This window comes from Pedobacter roseus (assembly GCF_014395225.1).
Classification (GTDB): domain Bacteria; phylum Bacteroidota; class Bacteroidia; order Sphingobacteriales; family Sphingobacteriaceae; genus Pedobacter; species Pedobacter roseus.
The window spans coordinates 5,608,113-5,630,193 of the sequence record NZ_CP060723.1; the positions used below are offsets into that span (position 1 = coordinate 5,608,113).

Consider the following 22,081-nt stretch of genomic DNA (forward strand, 5'->3'; position numbering starts at 1 on the left):
CGATGGCGATTATAAAACAAGCTAAAAATATCAGCATCGAGGTAATCCAAAAATACGAACTCCGTGTTGGTGTTAAATTGGAAAAAGTTGCCCAGGTAATGAATGTTGAAGCTACTTCACAGAACCTATCATTGGCCAGTAGCAAAAAAATTGTATCAAGCGGTAACAAATCATGAGTTTTAGAAAAAACAGGTATTTATTGCTGGCATTCGTTTTACTGGCAATAACAAGTTGCAAAGGACAAAAAATGGAAGAAAAATTTGAGTGGACAGGTACGGTTTCGGCTCCCGAAGAATATCCGATGGAAGTATACAAGGGTGCTTTAATTGCTAACGATTTTACCTATAGTTTTGATGCCATCTGGGGAACGCAGAATACTGGATGGGGAAACGACGGCGGTGTGATGAGCGTAACGACCAAACAGATGGAAGCACCGGATTCGTTAATTTTTACCTGGCTATCGCTAATGGAAAAGAAATTTTATACCGGTAAATGGAAATTAGATAAGGCCCGCATTGCCCAGTTATTCCATGACGGATTTAAGGATAACCTGACTAATAAAAAAGATAACTACACGTTGATCAAAATCGGTCTTGCGCCAAAAGGTAAGGTAGTGGTCTGGCTTAGCGGCCCAGGTTTCCAGACGGAAGTGGGTGCTTTTGAGGCCAATGAAACAACTATTTCAAAAGAACAGGCTTATCCCAATGCAAAGTACATGCTGGAGCCGAATTTTATCACACTTACACTGGAAGATAAAATGATTATGAAGCCGGAAATTTTAGAACGCATTAAAGCTGAAGGCATGCCAGATCCAGCTGTTTATGAACTTTACCGCAAAAAATATCCTTGGCATCCAGAAGTTCATTTACCCGTTGGAGATCAGTTGATATTATGCTATTACAATTTCCTTAACGGTGAAGAAGAAAATCGGTTTGGAGAAGATCTTACAGCTAATCCATACGTTTCCAGGGCCGTACCGAAATACATCACTTTGGTTTGGAAAAAGGAAAACGGAACGAAATATGGGCTTGAAATAAAACCTTTTGATGAAAAGGAAACAATGGCTGCTTTTGAGAAACTCGGAAAATCCGGTGAGATAAACCTCGTTGTATCGGTAAATTCGGAAGGGAAAGGAGCAAAAATATCGCTAAAAAATAGTACAGAAGAAATTCAGCTCAACAGGGCGAAAATCGATATCAGTAAAGTGGATTAGTATGACGAGCGTTAAACTGGGCAGTTATGTACCGCCAAACGATAAAGTAGAGTATTTAGATCTTTTTGTAGGTGTGTTTTTTGATGGAACAAAAAACAATATGAATAACTCTGAAGAGCGTAGAGCCAATACACCTACCTACCAGCGTAACGGAACAGATAGCGATAGCAGTTACCAGAACGATTGGTCGAACGTTGCCAGACTTTGGGATATTTACGATAAGAGTAAAAGTATTTACTTAGAGGGTATTGGTACTGAAGATGGGCAAAAAGATAGTCAAATGGGTTATGCCTTCGGTACCGGAAGCACAGGAATAAGGGGAAAAGTGAGAAAGGCATGTGAAAAAATTTTTACAGATAAACTGAAAAGTGCAATAAAGAGCAGCGGAAAAAAGAAATTAAGAAGCATTACTTTCGACGTATTTGGTTTTAGCCGGGGGGCTGCAGCAGCAAGAAATTTTGTTTATGAGATCAGTAAAAATGAATACCGGTCTAAGATGACTGCAGACCCACATACTGGAATCGTATCGAGATATGATTCGGATGGGGAAGCAACAAGTTTAGAAGTAATGCCAGCCTGCGGCCGTTTAGGCGAAATGTTTAGCGCTGCCGGACTTAAAATAACACCTAACCAAATTAAGGTAAGGTTTTTGGGCATTTTTGATACCGTATCGTCGTACTCAAAATATTTTAGTGCATCTCCTAATTTCAACGATGTTGAAGAATTACACCTCAACCAGATTGGTCGTGCGCAAAATGTTGTCCATTTTGTAGCTGAAAATGAGCACCGTAAGAATTTTTCTTTAACACATACAAATGTTGGGAGGGAACGGGTTTTTCCGGGTGTACACAGTGATGTTGGAGGAAGTTACGAAACAGATACGGAAGTAGTATCCGAATTGGCTACCTCGTGGACCCTTAAAGGCAATCTTGATGCCTTTAAAGCAAAACTTATAAAAGAAGCCTGGTATAAGGAAGATCAATTGAAAGTTACCGGTGGCAATATGTACTGGGCCCTTGAGGGAAGAAGGTTTATTTACAAAGAATACAGTTATATCCCCTTACAGTATATGGCAGAGCATAGTCAGAATCATGGTTTGCCGCTTGCTAAAAGTAAAACTGAAACAAAATACACCATCAATGGCAATCCTTTGCTACTTAGGGTCAAAGCCAGGCTTAGAGATTATGTAATGGCTAATGGATCACAATATGTTTTTTCTGCAGAATTACCCAGGGATCCCGCGCAGCGGCAACAGCAGGAAGACCTTCGCAAATTGAGAAACCAGTATTTGCATTGGTCGGCAGATAGAAAAAGTTCTTACGGTATCATACAGCCTATGACGCCAAATGCCGATGGCAAAAGGGTTACTTATTAATACGTTCGGTTATGGAAAAAGTAAGTAGCCTTTCAAATTCTGCAGCTCAGGGCAAAATTAAGCTCAATATCGACCATGCGATTGATTTTGCACCCAAACCCCGTTCTACAAGGAATTATGGCATTACCATTAAATACTATAACGATGGAAAAGCAGAAGTGGCAAAAAGATTAGATTACCAGATCCACCTCAAAGTGAACCAATTTAGAGATGAAAATAAAGTTTGGCAGTTATGCTTTGATAAAACAGACCTTTTTATAGACAGGCATGAGCCTGATTTTGTTGGTGAACAACTGGCCAGCATGGGCATGGGTGCAATATATCCCCTAAAGGTTGATGTGAATTCCAGGAACGAAATATTTAGAGGGATTGTTAATCACGGAGAAATCCTAAACCGCTGGAAACAGGTAGCCGAAAAAATCTCTGATAAATATGAAGGCAGATATGCGGAGCTATATTTAGAAAAGATGGAGAAAAAGATTTCGGATAGGTTTGAGCTTGAATATGCATTAAGAGCAGATATGTTCTGGAATGTGTTTTTTCATCCCCAGTACTTAAAATACGATGGTAACTTATCTCATCCAGGTACAATGTTTTTTCCCGTTATCGCTTATAAAAATGTTTCTTTTGAAGGAATTCAGTCTGTTGAGCCCAACTATACCGATTATGGTACATTCAAAGTGAATTTTTCCTCAGAAAGTGAACTTACCGAAGAGCAAAAAATACAGATGGCGCAAAAAGGGTCTTTAAAAATGAAATTAAATGCGGCCTTTGATTTAGATCAGGATGGAGGTTTGCTTAAACATGCGCGTGTAGATTGGAATTTATATAAAAAGGAAAAGGGAGAAGAAATAAGCATTAAACGCATTGCATTTTCTGCTTACGAAATTGAAAGCAGCATTCCGGCAACAGATCAGCATTTGTTAATTCAAGAGGGAAATAACGGTTTTCCTGTTGAAAAGAAAAAGGGATTTTGGGCAAGGGTATTGGGTTAAATAAAGGAGAAGAGAAATGTCACAGAAAGAAATCATTGTACAAGGTGCCACCTGCCAATGCCAGTTTGGTACCACAACCGATAAATTGAAGGTACTTACCCAGCAAAAGCATTATGTGAACGATAAAGATGGCGCGCAAAAATTAATTGCCTCTCATGTAGATATCGGGATGACTTTTGAAAAAAATACCTTCGGCCAATGTAAACTACAACCGACCCCCGGCGGCTTCAAACCCTGTATGCCCGCATTAACCGAATGGAAAGGTATGTACAAGGATATGGTTTTGATCAACAACGGGCAGGTTTTGGTAGAAGATAGCAAAGGTGTTTGCACCATTAGCGGTTCGCCGTGTATATTTTTTGCCAAAACAGGGCAAAAAGGACAGCCTTCGCAGCAGAATATCGATAATGCTGATGAGGAACAACAATCGCAGATTAATCCATTGGTGAATATGAAGGAGCTGGATAAGACCGGTTTATACGAATTTTTAAACGCTGAATAGTCATGCCAGATAAAATAGAAGATACAAGAGGATTACAGCATTGTTATTGGAGGGAAAACGGCAAACTTTATTCGCTTGATAAAGGGATGGGAATTTACCTTAATACCGAAAATAAAAATGAATTTGTAGTTGATGAAAGGTGTGTAGGCGGAAAAACCACCAATCCTAAACATACCATTGAAAATGCCAGATGGGCGTTCATATATGATGTGTTTTTTCAAAGCCTGGAAAAAGCAAAATCCGGCGAAATTACCGATAATCTTTGGGGGCCATTAAGCGGCGGAAAAATCCCGGTAAGTAAATACGGATTGGATCTTAAATATAAAGTTGGCAGCACTTTTTTATTTAATCCTTCGGGTTATAGCTATTATTACGGCTTTAAACAAAGAGTAGAACTTTTCAGCGAAAGTCCGGGTACCGGCTTTTATTTTTATGTGATACCGGTAACCAAATCAAACATCTGTTATGCCTACTTTAATAAAAGTGAAGATGTAAAGCGTTATGGCGATTTTGCAAACCTCGAAATCATGCTGCACGGCTATAACCTGGATAAGAAAAACAAATATCGCGGAAAAGTATACCTATTGGAAGAAGATAAAGCGAAAGGTTTAACCGGTACAGATGATTTTAAAAAAAATAACCTGTGGAAAGAACCAAAGGTTTTTGCTATATCTCAGGATGCTGGAAGTTCAAGCAATTGCAACATCTATTATAAAACTTCTTTTCCGATAGAAATTGCCTGGAAAAAGGAACAAAAAGCAAAGAAAAATTTTACCGTAGTACTCGAAATATATAAATATCACACCGAACCCGGATTAATGTACGGTACAAATGAAAAAGAAGAACGGGTAGTTTTCAGGAACTTTGCCGATGAGCCTACCACCGATCTGGTTACATATGATGCTAAAGTATTAGGGCTAAAGGATATCGACAATAAATCGTCTATTTCAAGCCGCTTTATCGTATCTGAAGAGTTGATGACCGACTTTTTGGACAGGATTGAAGAAAAAAAAGTAAATCAGATCCAGTATATTGGTGATATCAGGTATACCAGAAAGGAATTCGATCCCTGCGGTTATTCAAAAATCGTGATCAAAGATGATGGAGATAAAGAAAGAAGTGCTTTTACCTGCTTTGATGAAGACCTTTTAACCACAGGAGGCGACAAAACTGGTCAGCCGTTTTCCATCATTGCCGGAGAAAAGAGAAAAGATGTATCCATTACGGTAGAAAACCTGCATAATAAAAATGTACCGTGTAATGGCTTACTACTTCCAAGCGGACAAAAGCATGATTCCCCTAACCATGTTTTCTTATTGGATAGGGCCATTGCGGCAGAAAAAACAGATAAAGGCTATACTACTATTAAAGATCCTACGCAAGAGAATGATACCGATGTAATTCCGGATAAAAACAAGGCGCCTTCTGAGGACGTATCGGAAGTACAGGTTTTACAAAGTGAATTTAAAGGTGATAATCAGATTGTTTTAAAGCTCAATTATATTTATAATAAAGTTTGGCTGGAAAGGAGTTTGGGGGATAACGCAGCTTCTGAATTTATGTGGATGTTCAACTATTTCTGGTTGAGCGATTCGTTGGCGCAAAGTTATTACCTCCCAGTGAGCACTTGCAGATACCCGAACCAGATTGCAAAAATAAACGTGTATCCAGATATGGAGTGGGAGTTTAGTTTAAAGCTATCTTCCGATACACCAGAGGTTTATTCGCACACAAATATGCCTGCCGGTGTTACTTCAAGGCAGAACAGGATAAAAACTTTGGCCGCTACCAACAACCGCAGGTTTTTAAATGGTGAAGTATCATTCGATCTCGCTATTAAGGCAAAATCAGGTGATTTTACTAGGGAGATATCAGGCGGGTATGCGGCAAAAATAGAACCTTTTTTAAGAGCTTTAATCAAGGTAAAAGAAACATTGGATGATATAACCGGTGTTACCAAAGCCAAAAATGGAATGGCGGCAAAACTGGCTTCAAAACTGCCGATAAAAATGTTGCCCATTACTTTCCAGATGGATTACCCCGTAATATCGATTGCCGGAACCTGGAAACTTGAACCGGACAAGGAAAAAATATATAATGTAAGGAGAACAGGGACCATATCCCTTGGTTTTACCCCATTGATAAAAGGAACAGGTAAACTTGATCTAATCGCCTGTGCCGAATTTATCCCTGCTGCCGGGCAGGTCATCAAAGCAATACGTACCGCTGCCGATGTTGCTGGAATAGAAATCTGGTTTAATCTCCTTGCGTTCGGACAGATAGATTTAAAGGCAAATATTACATTGGGACAAGAGTATGGCATGGAACCCTTAGAGGCCAGTACTACGGTGGGCATTGGGGCTGAATTAGGGATCAAAGCGGCAGCTGATGTTCCAAAGATCAGTTTTAACTCACGTCCTTCGGGCGAAGGTTTTGGCGTCGAATTCGAAGCCTCTGCAAGGGGCGAAACCTCACTTATCTTTTCCGGTAAAACCGGTGCAAGCAACGAAGGCATGTATATTGAAGCTGGCATAGGATTTGGAGGGCTGTTGGTTTATGTAACTGCAAAGGCAAAAATATGGAGGGCAAAGGTTGGGGTAGACAATGAAGCCCACGAATTGGTAGAGCCTAAACCAGATATGCTTAAAGGACGTTATTACTATATTAAAAACAAATAAATGGGCAAAAAAATTATACTCGGCATTTCCATTTTAATTCAATTCTTGAATATTGGATGTCAGGCACAAAATGATAAAAAAACAATGGAACAAATTATTAGCGATATCAAATCCCAGGTAAAAACATATAGCGAAACACCTGTTTATACTGTTCAGATGAATAAACAGGGTTGCAAAATGGTGTTGGAAATGCAGGATAACGTAGATTACAGGATGGTGGAGAACAATGGCGAAAGTATGATGTTGCCCCTTAATGCAATGATTACCAAGAGCGGTCCACAAACGGCCATTGTTAAAATTTATCCAAAAGATGGGGAAGAATTTATATCTAAATATGCACATGTTAAACTGACTTTTTATCACGCACCCAACAAAAACAGCAGGTTGTCTGAGTATAAAAAAATAACAGAATTTGAACTTCCTTCTGGATTGGAGGAAAAAAAACTTCCTTATTACGAAACCAAGATCCAGTTTGCGGCCACAGTACCTTTTGATTACAGTAAAGAACTGGCCGAAGCAAAAGACCTAAAAACTATTCCCAACATTGAACAAAAAGTAGTACAAAAATATAATGAGATACGCAATGCCTGCGAAAACCTTGATTCATTGGCGTACAATAAATATTTGGTGCACTCTTCAGCCTTAGTTTACAATACAACATACACCAGTAAGGAGCAGATCGAAGAAAAGGAAACTTCTGGCGATTTGCTTGCCCTTGTTGATCCGCAGGTAAAGAAAAGATCGTTTACGCCCATCCAGAACTATTCGGTTCAGTATTATGCAAACGGAAAAATAGTAGCTTTATGGCAAAAAAACCGTCACCCTATTTTACATTTAAAAGGTGAAGTTGCTTCCTCTAAAGAAGGCTCAGAAGCGAAGTCATTTGAAGCTGGAGATCCGATTTTTCTGTACCTGCCAAAGAATGCTGAAGGACTGCAGGTCTGGTAGTAAATATTATGACTAAATTTATGTTAATTAAAAAAGAACTGCACAGGTAGTTCTTTTTTTATGAACAAGCTATGATTGCCAAAAGAATTTCATTCGCACTATTTTGCTATTTCCTTCTTTTTCGGCTCTATGCCGTATGCTCCCTATTTTATTCATTCATTATCCAAGCACCTAACGAAAGCTTAATCAGGAATACAAACGATGGTTATCAACTGACCATTTTCCAGCTTGAATTTTATTTTTTCCTTATCGTTTTATACAGTTTCAGACCATCACGGTTTAATAAAACCATTATTAAAAGTTACCGTGTGGATGAACCTAAAAAACTTTCAAAAAAGGCTTTTTTTTGGACCGTATATTTTGGAGTGCTACTTGTTGTTTTTGGAATTCCGTTCATGATATTTAAGAGTGCTTTAACCGGTGTTTTTAATATCCTGACCGGAGCCAACCAGTATATCGTTGAAAATACAGGCTTACTGATAATGGCTATGGTTTTTTTAGGCCTTAATATGTTGGGCTTTTACTACGACTTTACCAATGCTTTTGATCATGCCAAAACCCAGTTTTTCCGATTTTTATTCGCATTTATGCTAACAGTTCCAATTTCGGCATTTCTTTATTTAATTTCTGTTTTACTTCAGGTAAAATCTGATGCCTTGATAATCATCTGCTTGGCATTTAACCTTTCTTTTCTTTGGTTAAGTATAAGTGGGTACTGGAAGAGTAGAAAATTGGCGGGTGACAGATAATAAGAAAAGCAATTCATTATGGAGTAGAAGTTATGGAAAAAACTGGTAATGGGTATCTGGAAAACGAATTGGAGATAAAGACTTCTCTTAAATTTAATTTAACTACGATAAACGATTCCTTAAAACTATTTGAGTCGCATAGTAATCTAGGCTGCATTGCCGTTTTTGTTTTATTGCTTTCAGTGATCTTATTCTTTGTAGATAAGGTTTCGTTAATGGTGTTTTTTTTAACGCTGGCTATTAGTGCTGTAGGCTATCTTTGGAGATACAAATATACATTCAAGAAGAAACCGGTAGTCGTTATTAACAACATAGGCATTACCGAAAAAGATCATTTATATCTATGGGCAGAAATATTTGACCTTTCTTGTTCCGAAGAATTTGATAACGAACGTGCAATGTTTACGGCCACACATTTAAGATTTATCTACCATGGCGATGTGAAAAAAATTTATATTGGTCGGTACGATAAATCCATTGAAGAAATTATCCATTATGTAGCAGTGTTTAGGTGTAAATAAATCAGTTATAATAGATATTATGAATAACCTCAAAACAATCTTTTTCTCTATAATGTGTTTACTAAGTATGAGCAGTTGCAAAAGTGATGAAGGTAATTTAGCTCTTGAAAGAGGCAAACCAATTGATCTCACGAAGGTAAATTTTCAAAAACTTGATCTGGACAAGTTTTTTTCCAAATTGGCTTACGTAAAGGAGAATAAAATGGGGACCAATAAGTATACTAATATCCAAGCTAAACCTTTAAATATTAAATGGTTTACTTTATACAATATTACTGAAAAACGATTATTGGATCAATATAAAGATGTGGAGAATTATACCATAAAAAACGGAGAAAAGTATGGTGATATAGATGTCGTAGAAAGAAGAGCACCATTATTGGGAATGAAAGACCCTGATCTAAAGGGCTTTGGTTATTGGGGATCGAAAGAGATTTCGTTCAGTAGGTTATACGCAAGTTCTACACCTGCAAATAAATTGATCAGGATAATTCTTGAAACTGATAATCTACATAATTCCGGAGAGAAAGAATATTACGCGTTAGTAGAAGTATTAAAAAAGCAGAATAAAGAGGCGAAACTTCAGGAAGATCCACAATCTAACGGAATTCCGAGCTATACTTGGACTACGAAAGATAAAGTAATACAATTATATTTTTCAAAAGCTGATGATTTAAATTCTTTCACTTTAAAAGTTGCCTACTTAAATCCTGATACAAAGGGGTATTTAAAAGAGCTCGGGAATTAACATTAGTCCGCAAACTAATTGATTGATAAATTAAAACAAACTCATGGGTGTAAAGCCAATTTACGATTTATTGATAGACGCCAGGGCTTAAAAAGAGTAATGTTAAAACACAAAATACTTTTGGAGAAATAACAATCCTAAATTTTACAGGTGATAATTGTTGAAGGTTATAAATTTAAAACAGTTTAATGATTGCCAAAAGAATTTCATTCGCACTATTTTGCTATTTCCTTCTTTTTCGGCTCTATGCCGTATGCTCCCTATTTTATTCATTCATTATCCAAGCACCTAACGAAAGCTTAATCAGGAATACAAACGATGGTTATCAACTGACCATTTTCCAGCTTGAATTTTATTTTTTCCTTATCGTTTTATACAGTTTCAGACCATCACGGTTTAATAAAACTATTATTAAAAGCTACCGTGTGGATGAACCTAAAAAACTTTCAAAAAAGGCTTTTTTTTGGACCGTATATTTTGGAGTGCTACTTGTTGTTTTTGGAATTCCGTTCATGATATTTAAGAGTGCTTTAACCGGTGTTTTTAATATCCTCACCGGAGCTAATCAGTATATTCTCGAAAATACAGGCTTATTGTTCATGTCGGTCATTTTTCTGGTACTTAATGTGCTAGGTTTTTACTATAATTCTACAGGCGCATTTGGTCATGCTAAAATTCAGTTTTTCAGGTCGTTATTTGCGCTTCTGCTAACCGTACCAATTGCCGCATGCTTATACCTGATTTCGATGCTGTTCCATACAAATGCCAACGTATTGATTATCCTATGCTTGGCATTTAACCTTTCTTTTCTTTGGTTAAGTATTAGTGGGTACTGGAAGAGTAGAAAATTGGCGGGTGACAGATAATAAGAAAAGCAATTCATTATGGAGTAGAAGTTATGGAAAAAACAGGTCATGGGTATTTGGAAAACCAACTAGAAATAAAGACTTCTCCTAAATTTAGTTTAATTAAAAAAAGCGAAACCTTAAAAGTATTTGAATCACACAGTGATCCAGGTTGCATGGCAGTTTTTGTTTTAATACTGTCTGTTCTTTTGTTCTTTGTAGACAAGGTTTTATTAATGGTGTTTCTTCTGACTCTTGGCATTAGTGCAATCGGCTATGTTTGGAGGGTATCAGTACACTTTTAAAAAGAAACCTGTAATAATCATAAATAGCATAGGGATTACCGAAAAAGATCATTTATATCTATGGGCAGAAATATTTGATCTTTCTTGTTCCGAAGAATTTGATAACGAGCGTGCAATGTTCACGGCCACACATTTAAGATTTACCTACCATGGCGATGTGAAAAAAATTTATATTGGTGGGTACGATAAATCCATTGAAGAAATTATCCATTATGTAGCAGTGTTTAGAAATAGATAAACTTATATATAACCGATATGAATAACTTTAATACAATTCTTTTTTCAGTGTTATAAATAATAGTTGAAAAGTGAAGGTGATAACCCAATTTTGATTGGGAAAAGCCATTGACCTTACAAGGTTTTTGTTCGCGTTTATGTTAATGGTTCCGACATCGGCATTTCTGTATCTCATTTCGTTTGTACTGCAGATGAAAGCTGATGCATTAATCATAATCTGTTTGGCCTTTAACCTTTCTTTTCTTTATTTGGCACTTGTAGCTATCTGGAAGCAAGGAAATCAAAAAAATTAAGACAGTAATCAATTCAATTGTCCGAAAAAGTAACAACTTGCCCTAAAATGCTACAATACTTTGCGCTATTCCATGTAGTAAAAATAAGACGAAAATTTATTTTAAAAAAAATACAATTTTTTTCTGTGCAATAATCTGCGTTTTTTATAGCGTGAACCACGATTTTTAAATCTTATCGACGATGTTACTCGTTATATATGAGTGAGATACACAATATTTGGCTTAATATTTGGTCTATATTTAATGTAGCGGAGGCTACGAAAAATCCAATTATTTAACCTTTAAATTTTAAAACTATGGCTTTCAAAGCTAGATTAAACTTTTCAGGCAAGGAGTACGATGTGCTTCATTGTGCCTATGCGTTAAACCGTGATGTAGATGCTAAAGGAAGACCCTCTTCCGGAGTTTACGGCGGTACCATCGACATTGAGATCGAATCAACCGAAGACACCTCAATCATTGAGGCGATGGTAAACAACCAGTACAAACCTATTACAGGAACCCTTCTGATCAAAAAATCCGAGGAAGATGCCAAAATGAAAGAAGTAAACTTCGAGGATGGCTACATTGTTAAATATTCCGAAGGAATAAACATTGTGGGTGATCACCCGATGACGCTCAAGTTTCAGATTTCGGCCCGCAAGCTTAAATTAGGCAGCGCCGAGCATGTTAACGATTGGCCAAAAGCTTAGTTGGGTTAAGGCGTAAGGTTTAGGGTATAAGGTAAATATAAGCTCCATGCTCTTCGCTCCACGCTAACCGCTAACCGCAATTAATTCATCTTTCACATTAAAACTTTACTACAATGGCATTCAAAACCCGTTTAAACTTAGGATCAAAAGAATTTGATGTACTTCAGTGCAGCTTTTCATTAAATAGAGATGTTGACGCAAAAGGCCGTCCATCGTCAGGTGTTTATGGTGGTACCATCCACATCGAAATTGAATCAACTGAAGATACTTCAGTAATCGAATCAATGGTTAACAACCAGTACAAGCCACTTTCGGGAACTTTGGTTTTCAAAAAAGGCGAAGAAGATGCAAAAATGAAAGAACTGTCTTTCGAAGATGGTTACATCATCCAGTATAACGAAGGTATTGCGGTAAACGACAATACACCAATGACTTTAAGTTTCGTAGTATCGGCCCGTAAGTTAAAACTGGGCAATGCAGAACACGAAAACGATTGGCCAAAAGCCTAATCCGATTTAAATCGTTATTAGTTTCCGGCCATGCTGGTGCTAATAACGATTTTTTTGTTTTTGGTGCGTGATAAAATGAGCTACCTATGGCTACCGATTTAGAATACATAAACCTGTTTAATTCGTGTACAATTTCTCCTTTAAAATCTGCAGAGGTCAACCGGATTATTGATAATAAAATCTTAAATCATAAATCAAGATATCAGGCGGTAAGAAATAAACTTCTTAATTTAACCGAATACACTTATCGCAGTGCCTGCTTTGTAACCGAACCCGACGATTCTTTCCTCAAAAGAAATCCAAAAATCGGAAACAGTTTTTTTAGCAGAACATTTTCAGATAATAGTGTTTTCTCTGAAAGTAGTGGTATCCCATGGTATTTTATTGCCTGTGTGCATTACAGGGAAAGCAATTCCGATTTTACCAAACACCTGCACAATGGCGACCCACTAAGTGGCTTTACCAGGCAGCACCCTGCAAACCGACCAAAAATTAGTCATGGTCCACCTTTTACCTTTGAGGAAAGTGCTGTTGACGCTTTAAAATTACGCGGTTTGGATAAGGAAACAGTATGGTCTTTGCCCAAAGTTTTACTGCGTTTGGAGCAATATAATGGCATAGCGAAAGCTTATCAAAATAATAACATCAATTCGCCATATCTGTGGGGTGGCTCTAACCTGTATACTAAAGGTGGTTTCCCCAGAGATCATGTTTTTAGCCTCGATTATGTAAATAAACAAATTGGAACAGCCGTTATTTTAAAGGCTATGGAAAACAGGGGATTAATTAATATACCAAGGCAATAGCATGAAAATAGCAGGCATTTTATTTTTCTCTCTGATATTTCTATTTTTATCATGCGGTGCAAAACATGAAGATAAGAGGCAAAGTACAGCATATACGGCTGATTCTCTTATTCAAGATAATAAAAGCGTTGAGTCTACTGAAACAGATTCACTTGAAAAATTAGCAGCTAAAATGCTTGCCTCAAGAGAAAGTTATCTTAATGATGGGAATACCGAAGCTGAAGAAATTTTTATTAAAGCATTCATCAGCGCGCTCGAAAAGCCAAATGCTTTTGAAAATGATTTTGCTTCGTTGAAAGCATACGAAATTAACGTGTTAATTGCCGACGATAAAAAGCTTAAGGTATTTTACTGGCTTTCTCCCTATTCGGGTTCTATGTGGCATGTGCAGAACATTGTTCAGTATAAAAACGAAAATAATGTACTTACCGCAATCTCATTTAACAACCTTTATAAAGATAAAGACGATGAAGGGAGCCCGACTCCATTTTTTGAACATATATATAGTTTAAATACTGCTCCTCAAAAAACATATCTCTTTACGGGTTATGGCCAAATGAGTGGAACGGAGCCCTATAGCGTAAGCCATACATTAGTAATCAATCATGCAGAATTTAGCATTGAGAAGCCATTGTTTAAACTGGGTAAAGCTGTTAAAAATCAATTGTTTGCTTCTACCGATCTTAAAGAAGGTGAGGATAAAGAGAAAGTTGCGGCCAGGTTGGCCATGAAATATAATCCTAAAGATAAAACCATCAACTATCCCGAGGTTAACGAAACTAAAAATGGGTCTGTTTCTAATGGAAAAAGAAACGTTTTAACCTTTCGTGATGGAATGTTCAGGTAGTCATAAACTATTATTGAGTTGATATGGAAAAGAAATTAATAACCGAAATTAACATCGAAGATAAGGCCGTAACGCATTTTGCTTCATTTAGCTTAAAGCAGGCTTTTAATACCCACCATTATTTCGAGCTGCGGTTTAATCACGATCAGATGGGCTCGCCGGGGATGATCAGCTTAAACGATAGCCGCGATTTTGTAGGTAAAACCCTTACGGCTTCTTTTGGTTACGACTCGGGCAGTTTACAGGAGTTTGCTGGCTTGGTAACCAAGGTAGAACTGGCACAAAGCCATGGTTACCATGGCGTATTGATTGTGAGCGGTTACAGCCCAACAATTTTGATTGACCGTGGACCAGATCTGGGTTCTTATCTCGATAAGGATTTAAATGCAATCGTTAACCTGGCCACTTCAGATGTACCTTCAAATGATATTAAAATTGTAGCCAATGCTGCGCGCAAGGAACCGATTGATTACCTGATCCAGTACCGAGAAAGCGATTTCGACTTCTTAAACAGGCTTTCTGGCGAATACCATGAGTGGTTTTATTATGATGGCAAACAACTGAATTTCGGAAAGCCTGATAATCAGAAAGAAGTTGCGCTGGTTTATGGCCGAGATGTGCAAAACCTGCAGTATGCTATGGAAATTGCACCGATCAAAAATAAACGTTTTGCCTATAACCCTAAACAGGACGAAATGCTGCAGAGCGAAAGCAGTGGAGCAAGCGATGGATCGCCTGATTTGGCACACGCCATACAGGTATCTAATGCCATGTACAGTAAAACTTTTAACCAGCCATCACTCATCCGGGTTGATAATAACAACGATATAAAAAGTCATGTGCAAAACGAAGAAAAAGCACATATCAGCGATCTTTTAAAAGTAAATGCCAGTGGCGATAATGCTGCATTAAGCATTGGCAGTGTTGCAGAAATTACCATGAGCATCAGGAAAGAATTATCCTTTACTACCGAAAGCTTAGGTAAATTTTTGATCACCAACATCCACCATAATATTGATGGCACAGGGAAATATTACAATACTTTCGAAGGTGTAGTGGCTACAACTGAGCGTTTATTGGTTAAAAATTACGCTAAACCAAATCCCGATATGCAATTGGCCGATGTAATTGACAATGCTGATCCGCAGGGCCAGGGCCGTATTAAAGTGAAATTTAAATGGGAATGTAAAACCAATGATGTAACCGAATGGCTGCGGGTAATTACCCCTGATGCAGGAAGCAGTGATAAAGTGAGTAAAAACAGGGGTTTTGTATTCATTCCTGAGATTGGCGACCAGGTAGCGCTAACTTTTGAAGAAGGAAATATTGCACGTCCGATTGTTTTAGGCTCGGTATTTCATGGCAAAAGCGGAAGTGGTGGCAGTGCCAGCAATAACAGCAAAAGTTTAACTTCTAAAAGCGGGCATACCCTAACCATGGATGATGGGGCAGGTATGGTTATGAAAGATAAAGACAGCAATTTTATCGAACTCGACGGAGCGGGTAAAGCCGTTTTCGAAACCAAAGAATCGATCCTGATCAAATGTGGCGAAAGCAGTATTTTCATGGATAAAACCGGTAAGATCATTATCAAAGGAAAAGATATTTTAACCCTTGGCGAAAACATCGGTAACTCGGCCTCAGTGAGTATTGGTATAGGCGTAGGCCCCGAAGATGGTACACCAACCTCTGGTATCGGTATAGAAGCGCAAACTTTAGATATAGGCACCAAAACACTTTCAATGAGCGGGGAAACCGAGGCTAACCTGGCTTCCAAAAAGATTAATGTAGGAGGCGAAAGCGAAACGAATATCCGCAGTGGAACGATCAATTTAAACTAATTCTCGACATTAAGGCTCAATGAATCCGGTACAACTCGAATTATTTAAAATAGATAAACAATGGCAACAAGTAGTAAGGAAGCATCCATCAGAAACGCTTTTTCTTTGCCTGGGTGAGCGGCATGAGGTAAATTTATTCGAGGCTTATTTTAAATATCAGTTAACAGAAGAAAGCAGGACCGATGACATGTTTCTGCTCCATTACCAGGAGTTTCAAAGCGTAACTGATTATGGTAAAAGTTTGGTTAAAGAGTGGAAAGAGATCTTTGATTTATGGCAGAAAGATACCGGAAAAGCGATCGTTTGGGATGTAGATTCAGGTGAAAGCGAAGCGTATAAAACTGATGCTTATGTGCCTGTTTTTGCTCTGGAACGGCTTTGTAACCTTTATCCTGATTTAAAGTTGAAAAAAATATATGTTCAGTTGGCGCCTACAAGCATTAATGATGTTTCCGGGCTTTCTGACTGGATTAATGAATGCTGCAATTGTATTAAATCGGCAAATAACCAAAATATTAAGCTGGTTTATACGGAACACCATACACACCGTACTTTAAAAAAATTAAAACAGGGAACCGAATTCAGGATCAATATTGATGTGAACCAGTTGATGCAAAATGCTGCGGCACATACCAACCGCGAAAAGAACGATCCCGAATCCGATTACCAGCAGCAGATATTAACCGCCAGTAATTATTTAAGCAAAGGCAAACATGAACAGGCAAATGCCGTTTTGGAGCGGGCAATCGTAATTGCACAAAAACAGGGACTACATGAAGCGGTGGTTGCAGCAAGGATCATGCTGGCGCAAAGTTTAGCTGTAAAAAGCAAAAAGGCAGAAGCACGGCAACAATACGAACTGGCCCTGGCCCGCGCCGGAGAAAGCTCGCTGTTAAGCGCGCATATCCACATGAGCTATGGTAGCTTTCTACTGGCACATGCAGGTAAAGACGAAGCTAAAAGGTATTTTGAAAAGGCGATTAAAATTGCTGAGTTTATTGAGAATAATTTTATCGCAATGGAATGTACCCGGTTGCTGGGCCAGCTTTCTGAAAGTAAAATAACCGGCTCTTCAAAAGCAATGGGCTATTATTTGAAGTGTTTAGAAATTGCGAAGAAGATGCCGATCGAAAAGCGGCGACAAAGTTCGATGGCTTATACCGCATCGATCATGTTAAAAAAATATGGCGAAGAGAGTCCCGAAGGGAAAAAATTAGATCTGGAGATGCAGCAGGATTACGGAGAGGATTGGAAATCAATGGCAGAAGTGCCAAAGAACCATGCCAACACAATATCCTAAAGATGATCGGTGATGACATCACCCTAAAAAAATGCAGATGAAAAAGATTAAAGCGAGTAAACCGAATATGGCTACCGATAGGTCATTAAGCCTATCTGCAAGCTTAACCAAAGCCGAACCAAAAGCAGTGGGTGGCGGCGGTGGTGCTGTTGCCCCGGGCAGTAATCCGCCTGCAGCAAAAAGCCCCTTAAAGCTTTTAAAAGCTAAAAAGCCAGCTATGACCAATACTGCGGTACAGCATGTAAGTAAGCATTTCGATGTGGTACTGGCTATCGATTTCCATTGGACGACCATTCCTATTCCACCATCATTTGGCTTTATTCCACTGCCATTACCACACCCATTTATTGGCATGGTGTTCGATCCGATGGATTACCTCCGTTTTAATATTCCCGTACCAAAATTTGCACAGGGTTTAATTGGTATGCCCAGTATCCCAATGGGTGGTTCAATTTTTGTACATGGCAGGCATAAAGCCACTACAACCACCAGTGTAATGGGCGTTTTGCTTCCATTCAGGCATATTACCTCTATACCCGTTTATTTTATTGTAAACATTCCCGGTTCACCACACGAAGGCGAAGTATATTGGGGTTCCACTACCGTTTTAGGTCAGGGGTCAGAAATGAGTGGTTCTAACCCAGGCCAGGTTCTTACCTGCTGGTGTCCGCCAATGGGTTTAAAACCGCTCCCAACCGTACCAGGTAAATTAAAGAAAAATCCATTGGCTTATTTCGCTTTTTATAGCGATTTACTAAGCATGTACGTGCAAATTAATACCGGTAAACCCGTATTGGTTGGTGGAACATTTGCACCGCATAATTACACACTGAAAGAATATTTAATGCGCTTTGCCGCCATTGGTATTATGAGGGGGCTAAGCAAATTGGGCGGAGCTTTATCTAAGGCGGCATTAAGAGGGGTTAATAAGGTGCTAGGGAAGCTTTTTAAAAATAATCCAATATCAAAAAAGCTTTGTCATTGGGGGCTAGAGCCTGTTAATTTCGTTACAGGAGCCATGTTTTTCGAGTGGACCGATTTCGAATTGCCCGGTGGCCAAACACTGGCCTGGAGCAATGTGTGGCGTAGTGATAAACCTTATGCGGGTATGTTGGGCAATCAGGTGTATAACAATTACGATCTTTACATTTACCCTGATCCGGAAGCCGGCATCGCAGGCTTTAGCCACCCAACTGAAAATATGGTGATGCCTTTGCCTTATATTGAGCCATATTCAGGCAAACAATACGATCGTGCACAAAAGGTCTGGATGGAAAGGCCTGATGAAAATACCTGGGTGCTTACCATTGATCAGGATATTTATACGTATACACTTTTTAGCGGCGGGCCAGATGGTGATATCTATCGCATCAATCATATCGAATATACAAACGGTACCAGCCTTACATTTTATTATCAAAAACAACTTTTAACCCGGATTGTAGAAAACTCTGGTCGTGTGCTCGAAATGAAGCATAATGAATCGGGTACGGCAATTAACGCAGTTTATTATCACTATAAAAATACCAGCGAACTGTTGGTGAGTTACGATTACGATCAGCATGGCAACATGATCAAAGTTTACGATCAGGCGGGCAAAGCCATCAGTTTTGAGTATGATGACCATAATCGGGTAGTTAAAAGAACCAACCGAAACGGAATGGCTTATTTCTGGACTTATGACACAGAGGGCCGCGTAATCCACACTGAGGGCAGAGACGGTTTTATGAGCGGATCGATAAACTATTTCCCGGAGGAAGGATATAACGAAGTGTACTACCGCGACGGTAAAACAGAGCGTTATTATTATGATGAAAACGACCTGGTGTACAAAAAAGTAGATGCTTTGGGAGGCGAAACCTGGTATGAGCACGATCGCTATAATGAAGAAAAAATGGTTTCGAGCCCTGAGGGAAGGGTAATCGGTTATGAATATGATGAACGTGGGAACATTATCACTTACCATACCGCAGATGGCGAGAAATATCAATATGCCTACGATGAAAACAATAACCTCATTCTGCGGAGTGATCCGGCAGGATCGAACGAAACCTGGTTATATAACGAGCAGAATCAATTGCTTAAACATGTTCAAAAAGACAATAGGGTAGTCGATTTTCATTATACCGATGGACAGAAATTACCTGTTTTTTGCCGTGACAATGAAGGCCATGAAGTCCATTGGACTTATAACAGTTTAAACCAGCTGATCGAATCGGTTTCGAGCGAAGGCAACAGCCGTCGTTGGACTTACGATGATTATGGGCGGTTGATCCGTTTTAGTCCGAATGGTGATCAAACCACAATTTGGGAACGCGATGATATGGGCCGTGTGGTTTTGGTAAAAGACTTTGGAGAAGAGGCTTTACACTTCAAATACGATGCTTATGATCTTCCGGTTTACGCCACCGATGGCCGTGAAGAATGGCATATGGTCTATACCCCAATGGGTAGCCTAAAAACACAAAAAAGAAGTAGTCACTTATCTGATCAAAATACCCAGACCCTTCATTTTGCTTATGATAAATGGGAAAATTTAAAAGCCATTACCAACGAAAAAGGAGAAGAATATATCTTTTTAAGGGATGCCAACGATGACGTGGTAAAAGAAATTGGTTTCGACGGGCAAGAGCAACAATATATCCGCAACCAGGATGGGCAGATCATTAAAACCATACAGGCTGATGGAAAGGCTGTTTATCACAATTACGACCTAAGCGGCCGTTTGGTGTATAGCAGCTACGAAGATGGTACCTACGAAGCTTTCCAATACAATAAGCTCGGTTTGCTTATTGCCGCAGAGAACGAACTTTCTTCGGTTAATTTTAAGCGAAATCCATTGGGTATGGTTACCCAGGAAATACAGGATGGCTACCAGATCAATTATCAATATGATGTTTTTGGTAACCTGACCAGTTTAAAAAGTTCATTAGGTGCTAATATTCAATACGATTATGATGAAATAGGTTACCTGAATGGCATTGCCGCGAAAAGTGGCGGATCAGCAGAATGGGCTGCAAGCATTGGCCGGAATAAAAACGGACAGGAAACCAGCCGCAGTTTAAGCGGCGGGGTTAGGGCTACCTTCGATTACGATCACGAAGGTCATCCAATCAGTCAGAAGGTTGAAGCCAGCCGTTCTATTACCGCATTTAAACAATATGCCTGGGGGCCAAATGATAAACTCAATAGCTGCTTAAATAGCATTTCGGGAGGAAGCATCAATTACAGGTACGATACTTTTGGCAGTCTGTCTTCGGCAAGTTATAGCAATGATGGCAAAATCATCTATAAAAATCCTGATGAAACCGGGAACTTATATAAAACTGCTGATCGCAGTGACAGGCGTTACGATAAAGGTGGTAAGCTGCTTAAAGATGACCAATGGTACTACCGTTACGATGCCAAAGGCAACCTGGTACAAAAAAGCAAACGTAACATTAACGGCCTTGCAAAAGAAGAAATTGCCGAACCAGAAGATAATGGCTTATTTGGCAAAAAATTAAACTGGGGAATGGCCGATCCTGATATCCCCAAAGCGGAAACGCTGGATATCCTGGCAGATGCCGAACCTGATTTACCAGAATGGAAAGAAGGTGACTGGGCCTATGCCTGGGCCGCTAATGGCATGATGAAAGCGGTTAAAAATCCACATGGCGAGATCATCAGTTTTGAATACGATGCTTTAGGCAGAAGGAAAGCCAAAATTGTTAAAAATACGGTGTATCGCTATGTGTGGGATGGTAATTTACTGCTCCACGAATGGAATTACCCTTTAAGCGAACGGCCTAACCTGGTGGTTAATGAAGATGGATTGCTTAGCTACGATAAAATGGAGCCACTTGGCAACGATTTAATTACCTGGGTGTACGATCAGAATAAATTTACCCCAAGTGCCAAAATCGTAAATGGCCAATATTATTCTATCATTAGTGATTATTTGGGCACTCCAGTACAAGCTTATGATGATGCCGGTAAAAAAGTGTGGGATTGCGAACTTGATATTTATGGAAAAATACGTAAACTTAGCGGTGATCGGGAATTTATACCATTTAGGTATCAAGGACAGTATGAGGATGTAGAAACGGGATTGTATTATAACCGTTTTAGGTATTATGATCCTGAGCAAGGAAATTATATCTCTCAGGATCCGATCGGTTTATGGGGAGCAAACCCCACTTTATATGGTTATGTCTCTGACGTTAATAGCTGGATTGATGTTTGGGGCCTCAAAACCATGCAGCAAAATCTCGGGAATTGGGGCGAGAAGCAGGTAAAGGATGCGCTGATGAATTCTGGAAAGTATCAGGATGTTATAAGTGTTCAGAATGCATCAAACCATGGTATTGATTTAGTAGGTATTAGAAATGATGGGAAATATGATATTTTTGAAGTGAAGACTAATATTTCTGGGAATGTTGGAGATTTATCAGCTCGGCAGCTAGATTCAGACTTTTTTATTAGAGATATTTTGACAAAACCAAATATTAATGATTTTGGTTTAACGAGAATCGAAGCAGATGATATATTAGATAATATTGGTAACAAGCGTGTCGTTGACGTATTTGTTGGGCGCAATGCCAAAGGCCAGTTTAAATTAAAATCTTTACTATCGTCAGATTGGGATGAAATTTCCCGTACACAAAAGGCAAGAGGTAGTTGTAAATAAATGATCTT

Annotated in this window: 19 protein-coding genes; all 19 read left to right on the forward strand. The window is 38.8% G+C overall.

Annotated elements, in window-relative coordinates; translation table 11 throughout:
* Positions 1-2 precede the first annotated feature (2 nt).
* Positions 3-176 (forward strand): hypothetical protein, encoded by a 174-nt coding sequence (locus H9L23_RS23150; protein ID WP_187592523.1) that lies wholly within the window; start codon positions 3-5, stop codon positions 174-176.
* Positions 173-1,213: a DUF2931 family protein gene (locus tag H9L23_RS23155; protein WP_187592524.1), complete on the forward strand. Its 1,041-nt coding sequence runs from the start codon at positions 173-175 to the stop codon at positions 1,211-1,213. The genes H9L23_RS23150 and H9L23_RS23155 overlap by 4 nt, the downstream gene beginning before the upstream one ends.
* 1 nt (position 1,214) lies before the next feature.
* A complete protein-coding gene (locus H9L23_RS23160; protein WP_187592525.1) occupies positions 1,215-2,588 on the forward strand; it encodes a T6SS phospholipase effector Tle1-like catalytic domain-containing protein in 1,374 nt (457 codons plus the stop codon).
* An 11-nt stretch (positions 2,589-2,599) separates the two neighbouring features.
* Positions 2,600-3,583, forward strand: coding sequence for a hypothetical protein (locus tag H9L23_RS23165; protein WP_187592526.1), 984 nt, complete (start codon positions 2,600-2,602; stop codon positions 3,581-3,583).
* Between the two features lie 16 nt (positions 3,584-3,599).
* Entirely contained in the window at positions 3,600-4,085 is a 486-nt protein-coding gene (locus H9L23_RS23170) for a DUF4280 domain-containing protein (protein ID WP_187592527.1), read from the forward strand.
* Between the two features lie 2 nt (positions 4,086-4,087).
* On the forward strand, positions 4,088-6,763 hold the full coding sequence (locus H9L23_RS23175; RefSeq protein WP_187592528.1) for a hypothetical protein: 2,676 nt from the start codon (positions 4,088-4,090) through the stop codon (positions 6,761-6,763).
* An 84-nt stretch (positions 6,764-6,847) separates the two neighbouring features.
* On the forward strand, positions 6,848-7,711 hold the full coding sequence (locus tag H9L23_RS23180) for a hypothetical protein (protein ID WP_187592529.1): 864 nt from the start codon (positions 6,848-6,850) through the stop codon (positions 7,709-7,711).
* A 308-nt stretch (positions 7,712-8,019) separates the two neighbouring features.
* Entirely contained in the window at positions 8,020-8,460 is a 441-nt protein-coding gene (locus H9L23_RS23185) for a hypothetical protein (protein ID WP_187592530.1), read from the forward strand.
* A 32-nt stretch (positions 8,461-8,492) separates the two neighbouring features.
* Positions 8,493-8,981 carry a hypothetical protein gene (locus H9L23_RS23190; RefSeq protein ID WP_187592531.1) on the forward strand — a complete coding sequence of 163 codons (489 nt, stop codon included), beginning with the start codon at positions 8,493-8,495 and terminating at the stop codon, positions 8,979-8,981.
* A gap of 19 nt (positions 8,982-9,000) precedes the next feature.
* On the forward strand, positions 9,001-9,729 hold the full coding sequence (locus tag H9L23_RS23195) for a hypothetical protein (RefSeq protein ID WP_187592532.1): 729 nt from the start codon (positions 9,001-9,003) through the stop codon (positions 9,727-9,729).
* Between the two features lie 512 nt (positions 9,730-10,241).
* A complete protein-coding gene (locus H9L23_RS23200; protein WP_187592533.1) occupies positions 10,242-10,595 on the forward strand; it encodes a hypothetical protein in 354 nt (117 codons plus the stop codon).
* 234 nt (positions 10,596-10,829) lie between these two features.
* The gene (locus H9L23_RS23205; RefSeq protein ID WP_187592534.1) at positions 10,830-11,117 is read left to right on the forward strand and encodes a hypothetical protein; all 288 of its coding nucleotides are present in this window, start codon (positions 10,830-10,832) and stop codon (positions 11,115-11,117) included.
* A gap of 588 nt (positions 11,118-11,705) precedes the next feature.
* Positions 11,706-12,101 carry a type VI secretion system tube protein TssD gene (gene tssD, locus H9L23_RS23210; RefSeq protein WP_025141870.1) on the forward strand — a complete coding sequence of 132 codons (396 nt, stop codon included), beginning with the start codon at positions 11,706-11,708 and terminating at the stop codon, positions 12,099-12,101.
* Between the two features lie 113 nt (positions 12,102-12,214).
* A complete protein-coding gene (tssD, locus tag H9L23_RS23215) occupies positions 12,215-12,610 on the forward strand; it encodes a type VI secretion system tube protein TssD (protein ID WP_025141860.1) in 396 nt (131 codons plus the stop codon).
* A gap of 86 nt (positions 12,611-12,696) precedes the next feature.
* Positions 12,697-13,416, forward strand: a complete 720-nt coding sequence (locus tag H9L23_RS23220; protein ID WP_187592535.1) for a hypothetical protein — start codon at positions 12,697-12,699, stop codon at positions 13,414-13,416.
* A gap of 1 nt (position 13,417) precedes the next feature.
* Entirely contained in the window at positions 13,418-14,263 is an 846-nt protein-coding gene (locus tag H9L23_RS23225; protein WP_187592536.1) for a hypothetical protein, read from the forward strand.
* Between the two features lie 23 nt (positions 14,264-14,286).
* Positions 14,287-16,104, forward strand: coding sequence for a type VI secretion system Vgr family protein (locus H9L23_RS23230; protein WP_187592537.1), 1,818 nt, complete (start codon positions 14,287-14,289; stop codon positions 16,102-16,104).
* Between the two features lie 19 nt (positions 16,105-16,123).
* Complete coding sequence (locus tag H9L23_RS23235) at positions 16,124-17,404, forward strand: tetratricopeptide repeat protein (RefSeq protein ID WP_187592538.1); 1,281 nt, start codon at positions 16,124-16,126, stop codon at positions 17,402-17,404.
* A 37-nt stretch (positions 17,405-17,441) separates the two neighbouring features.
* The gene (locus H9L23_RS23240) at positions 17,442-22,073 is read left to right on the forward strand and encodes an RHS repeat-associated core domain-containing protein (RefSeq protein ID WP_187592539.1); all 4,632 of its coding nucleotides are present in this window, start codon (positions 17,442-17,444) and stop codon (positions 22,071-22,073) included.
* Positions 22,074-22,081: the final 8 nt, after the last annotated feature.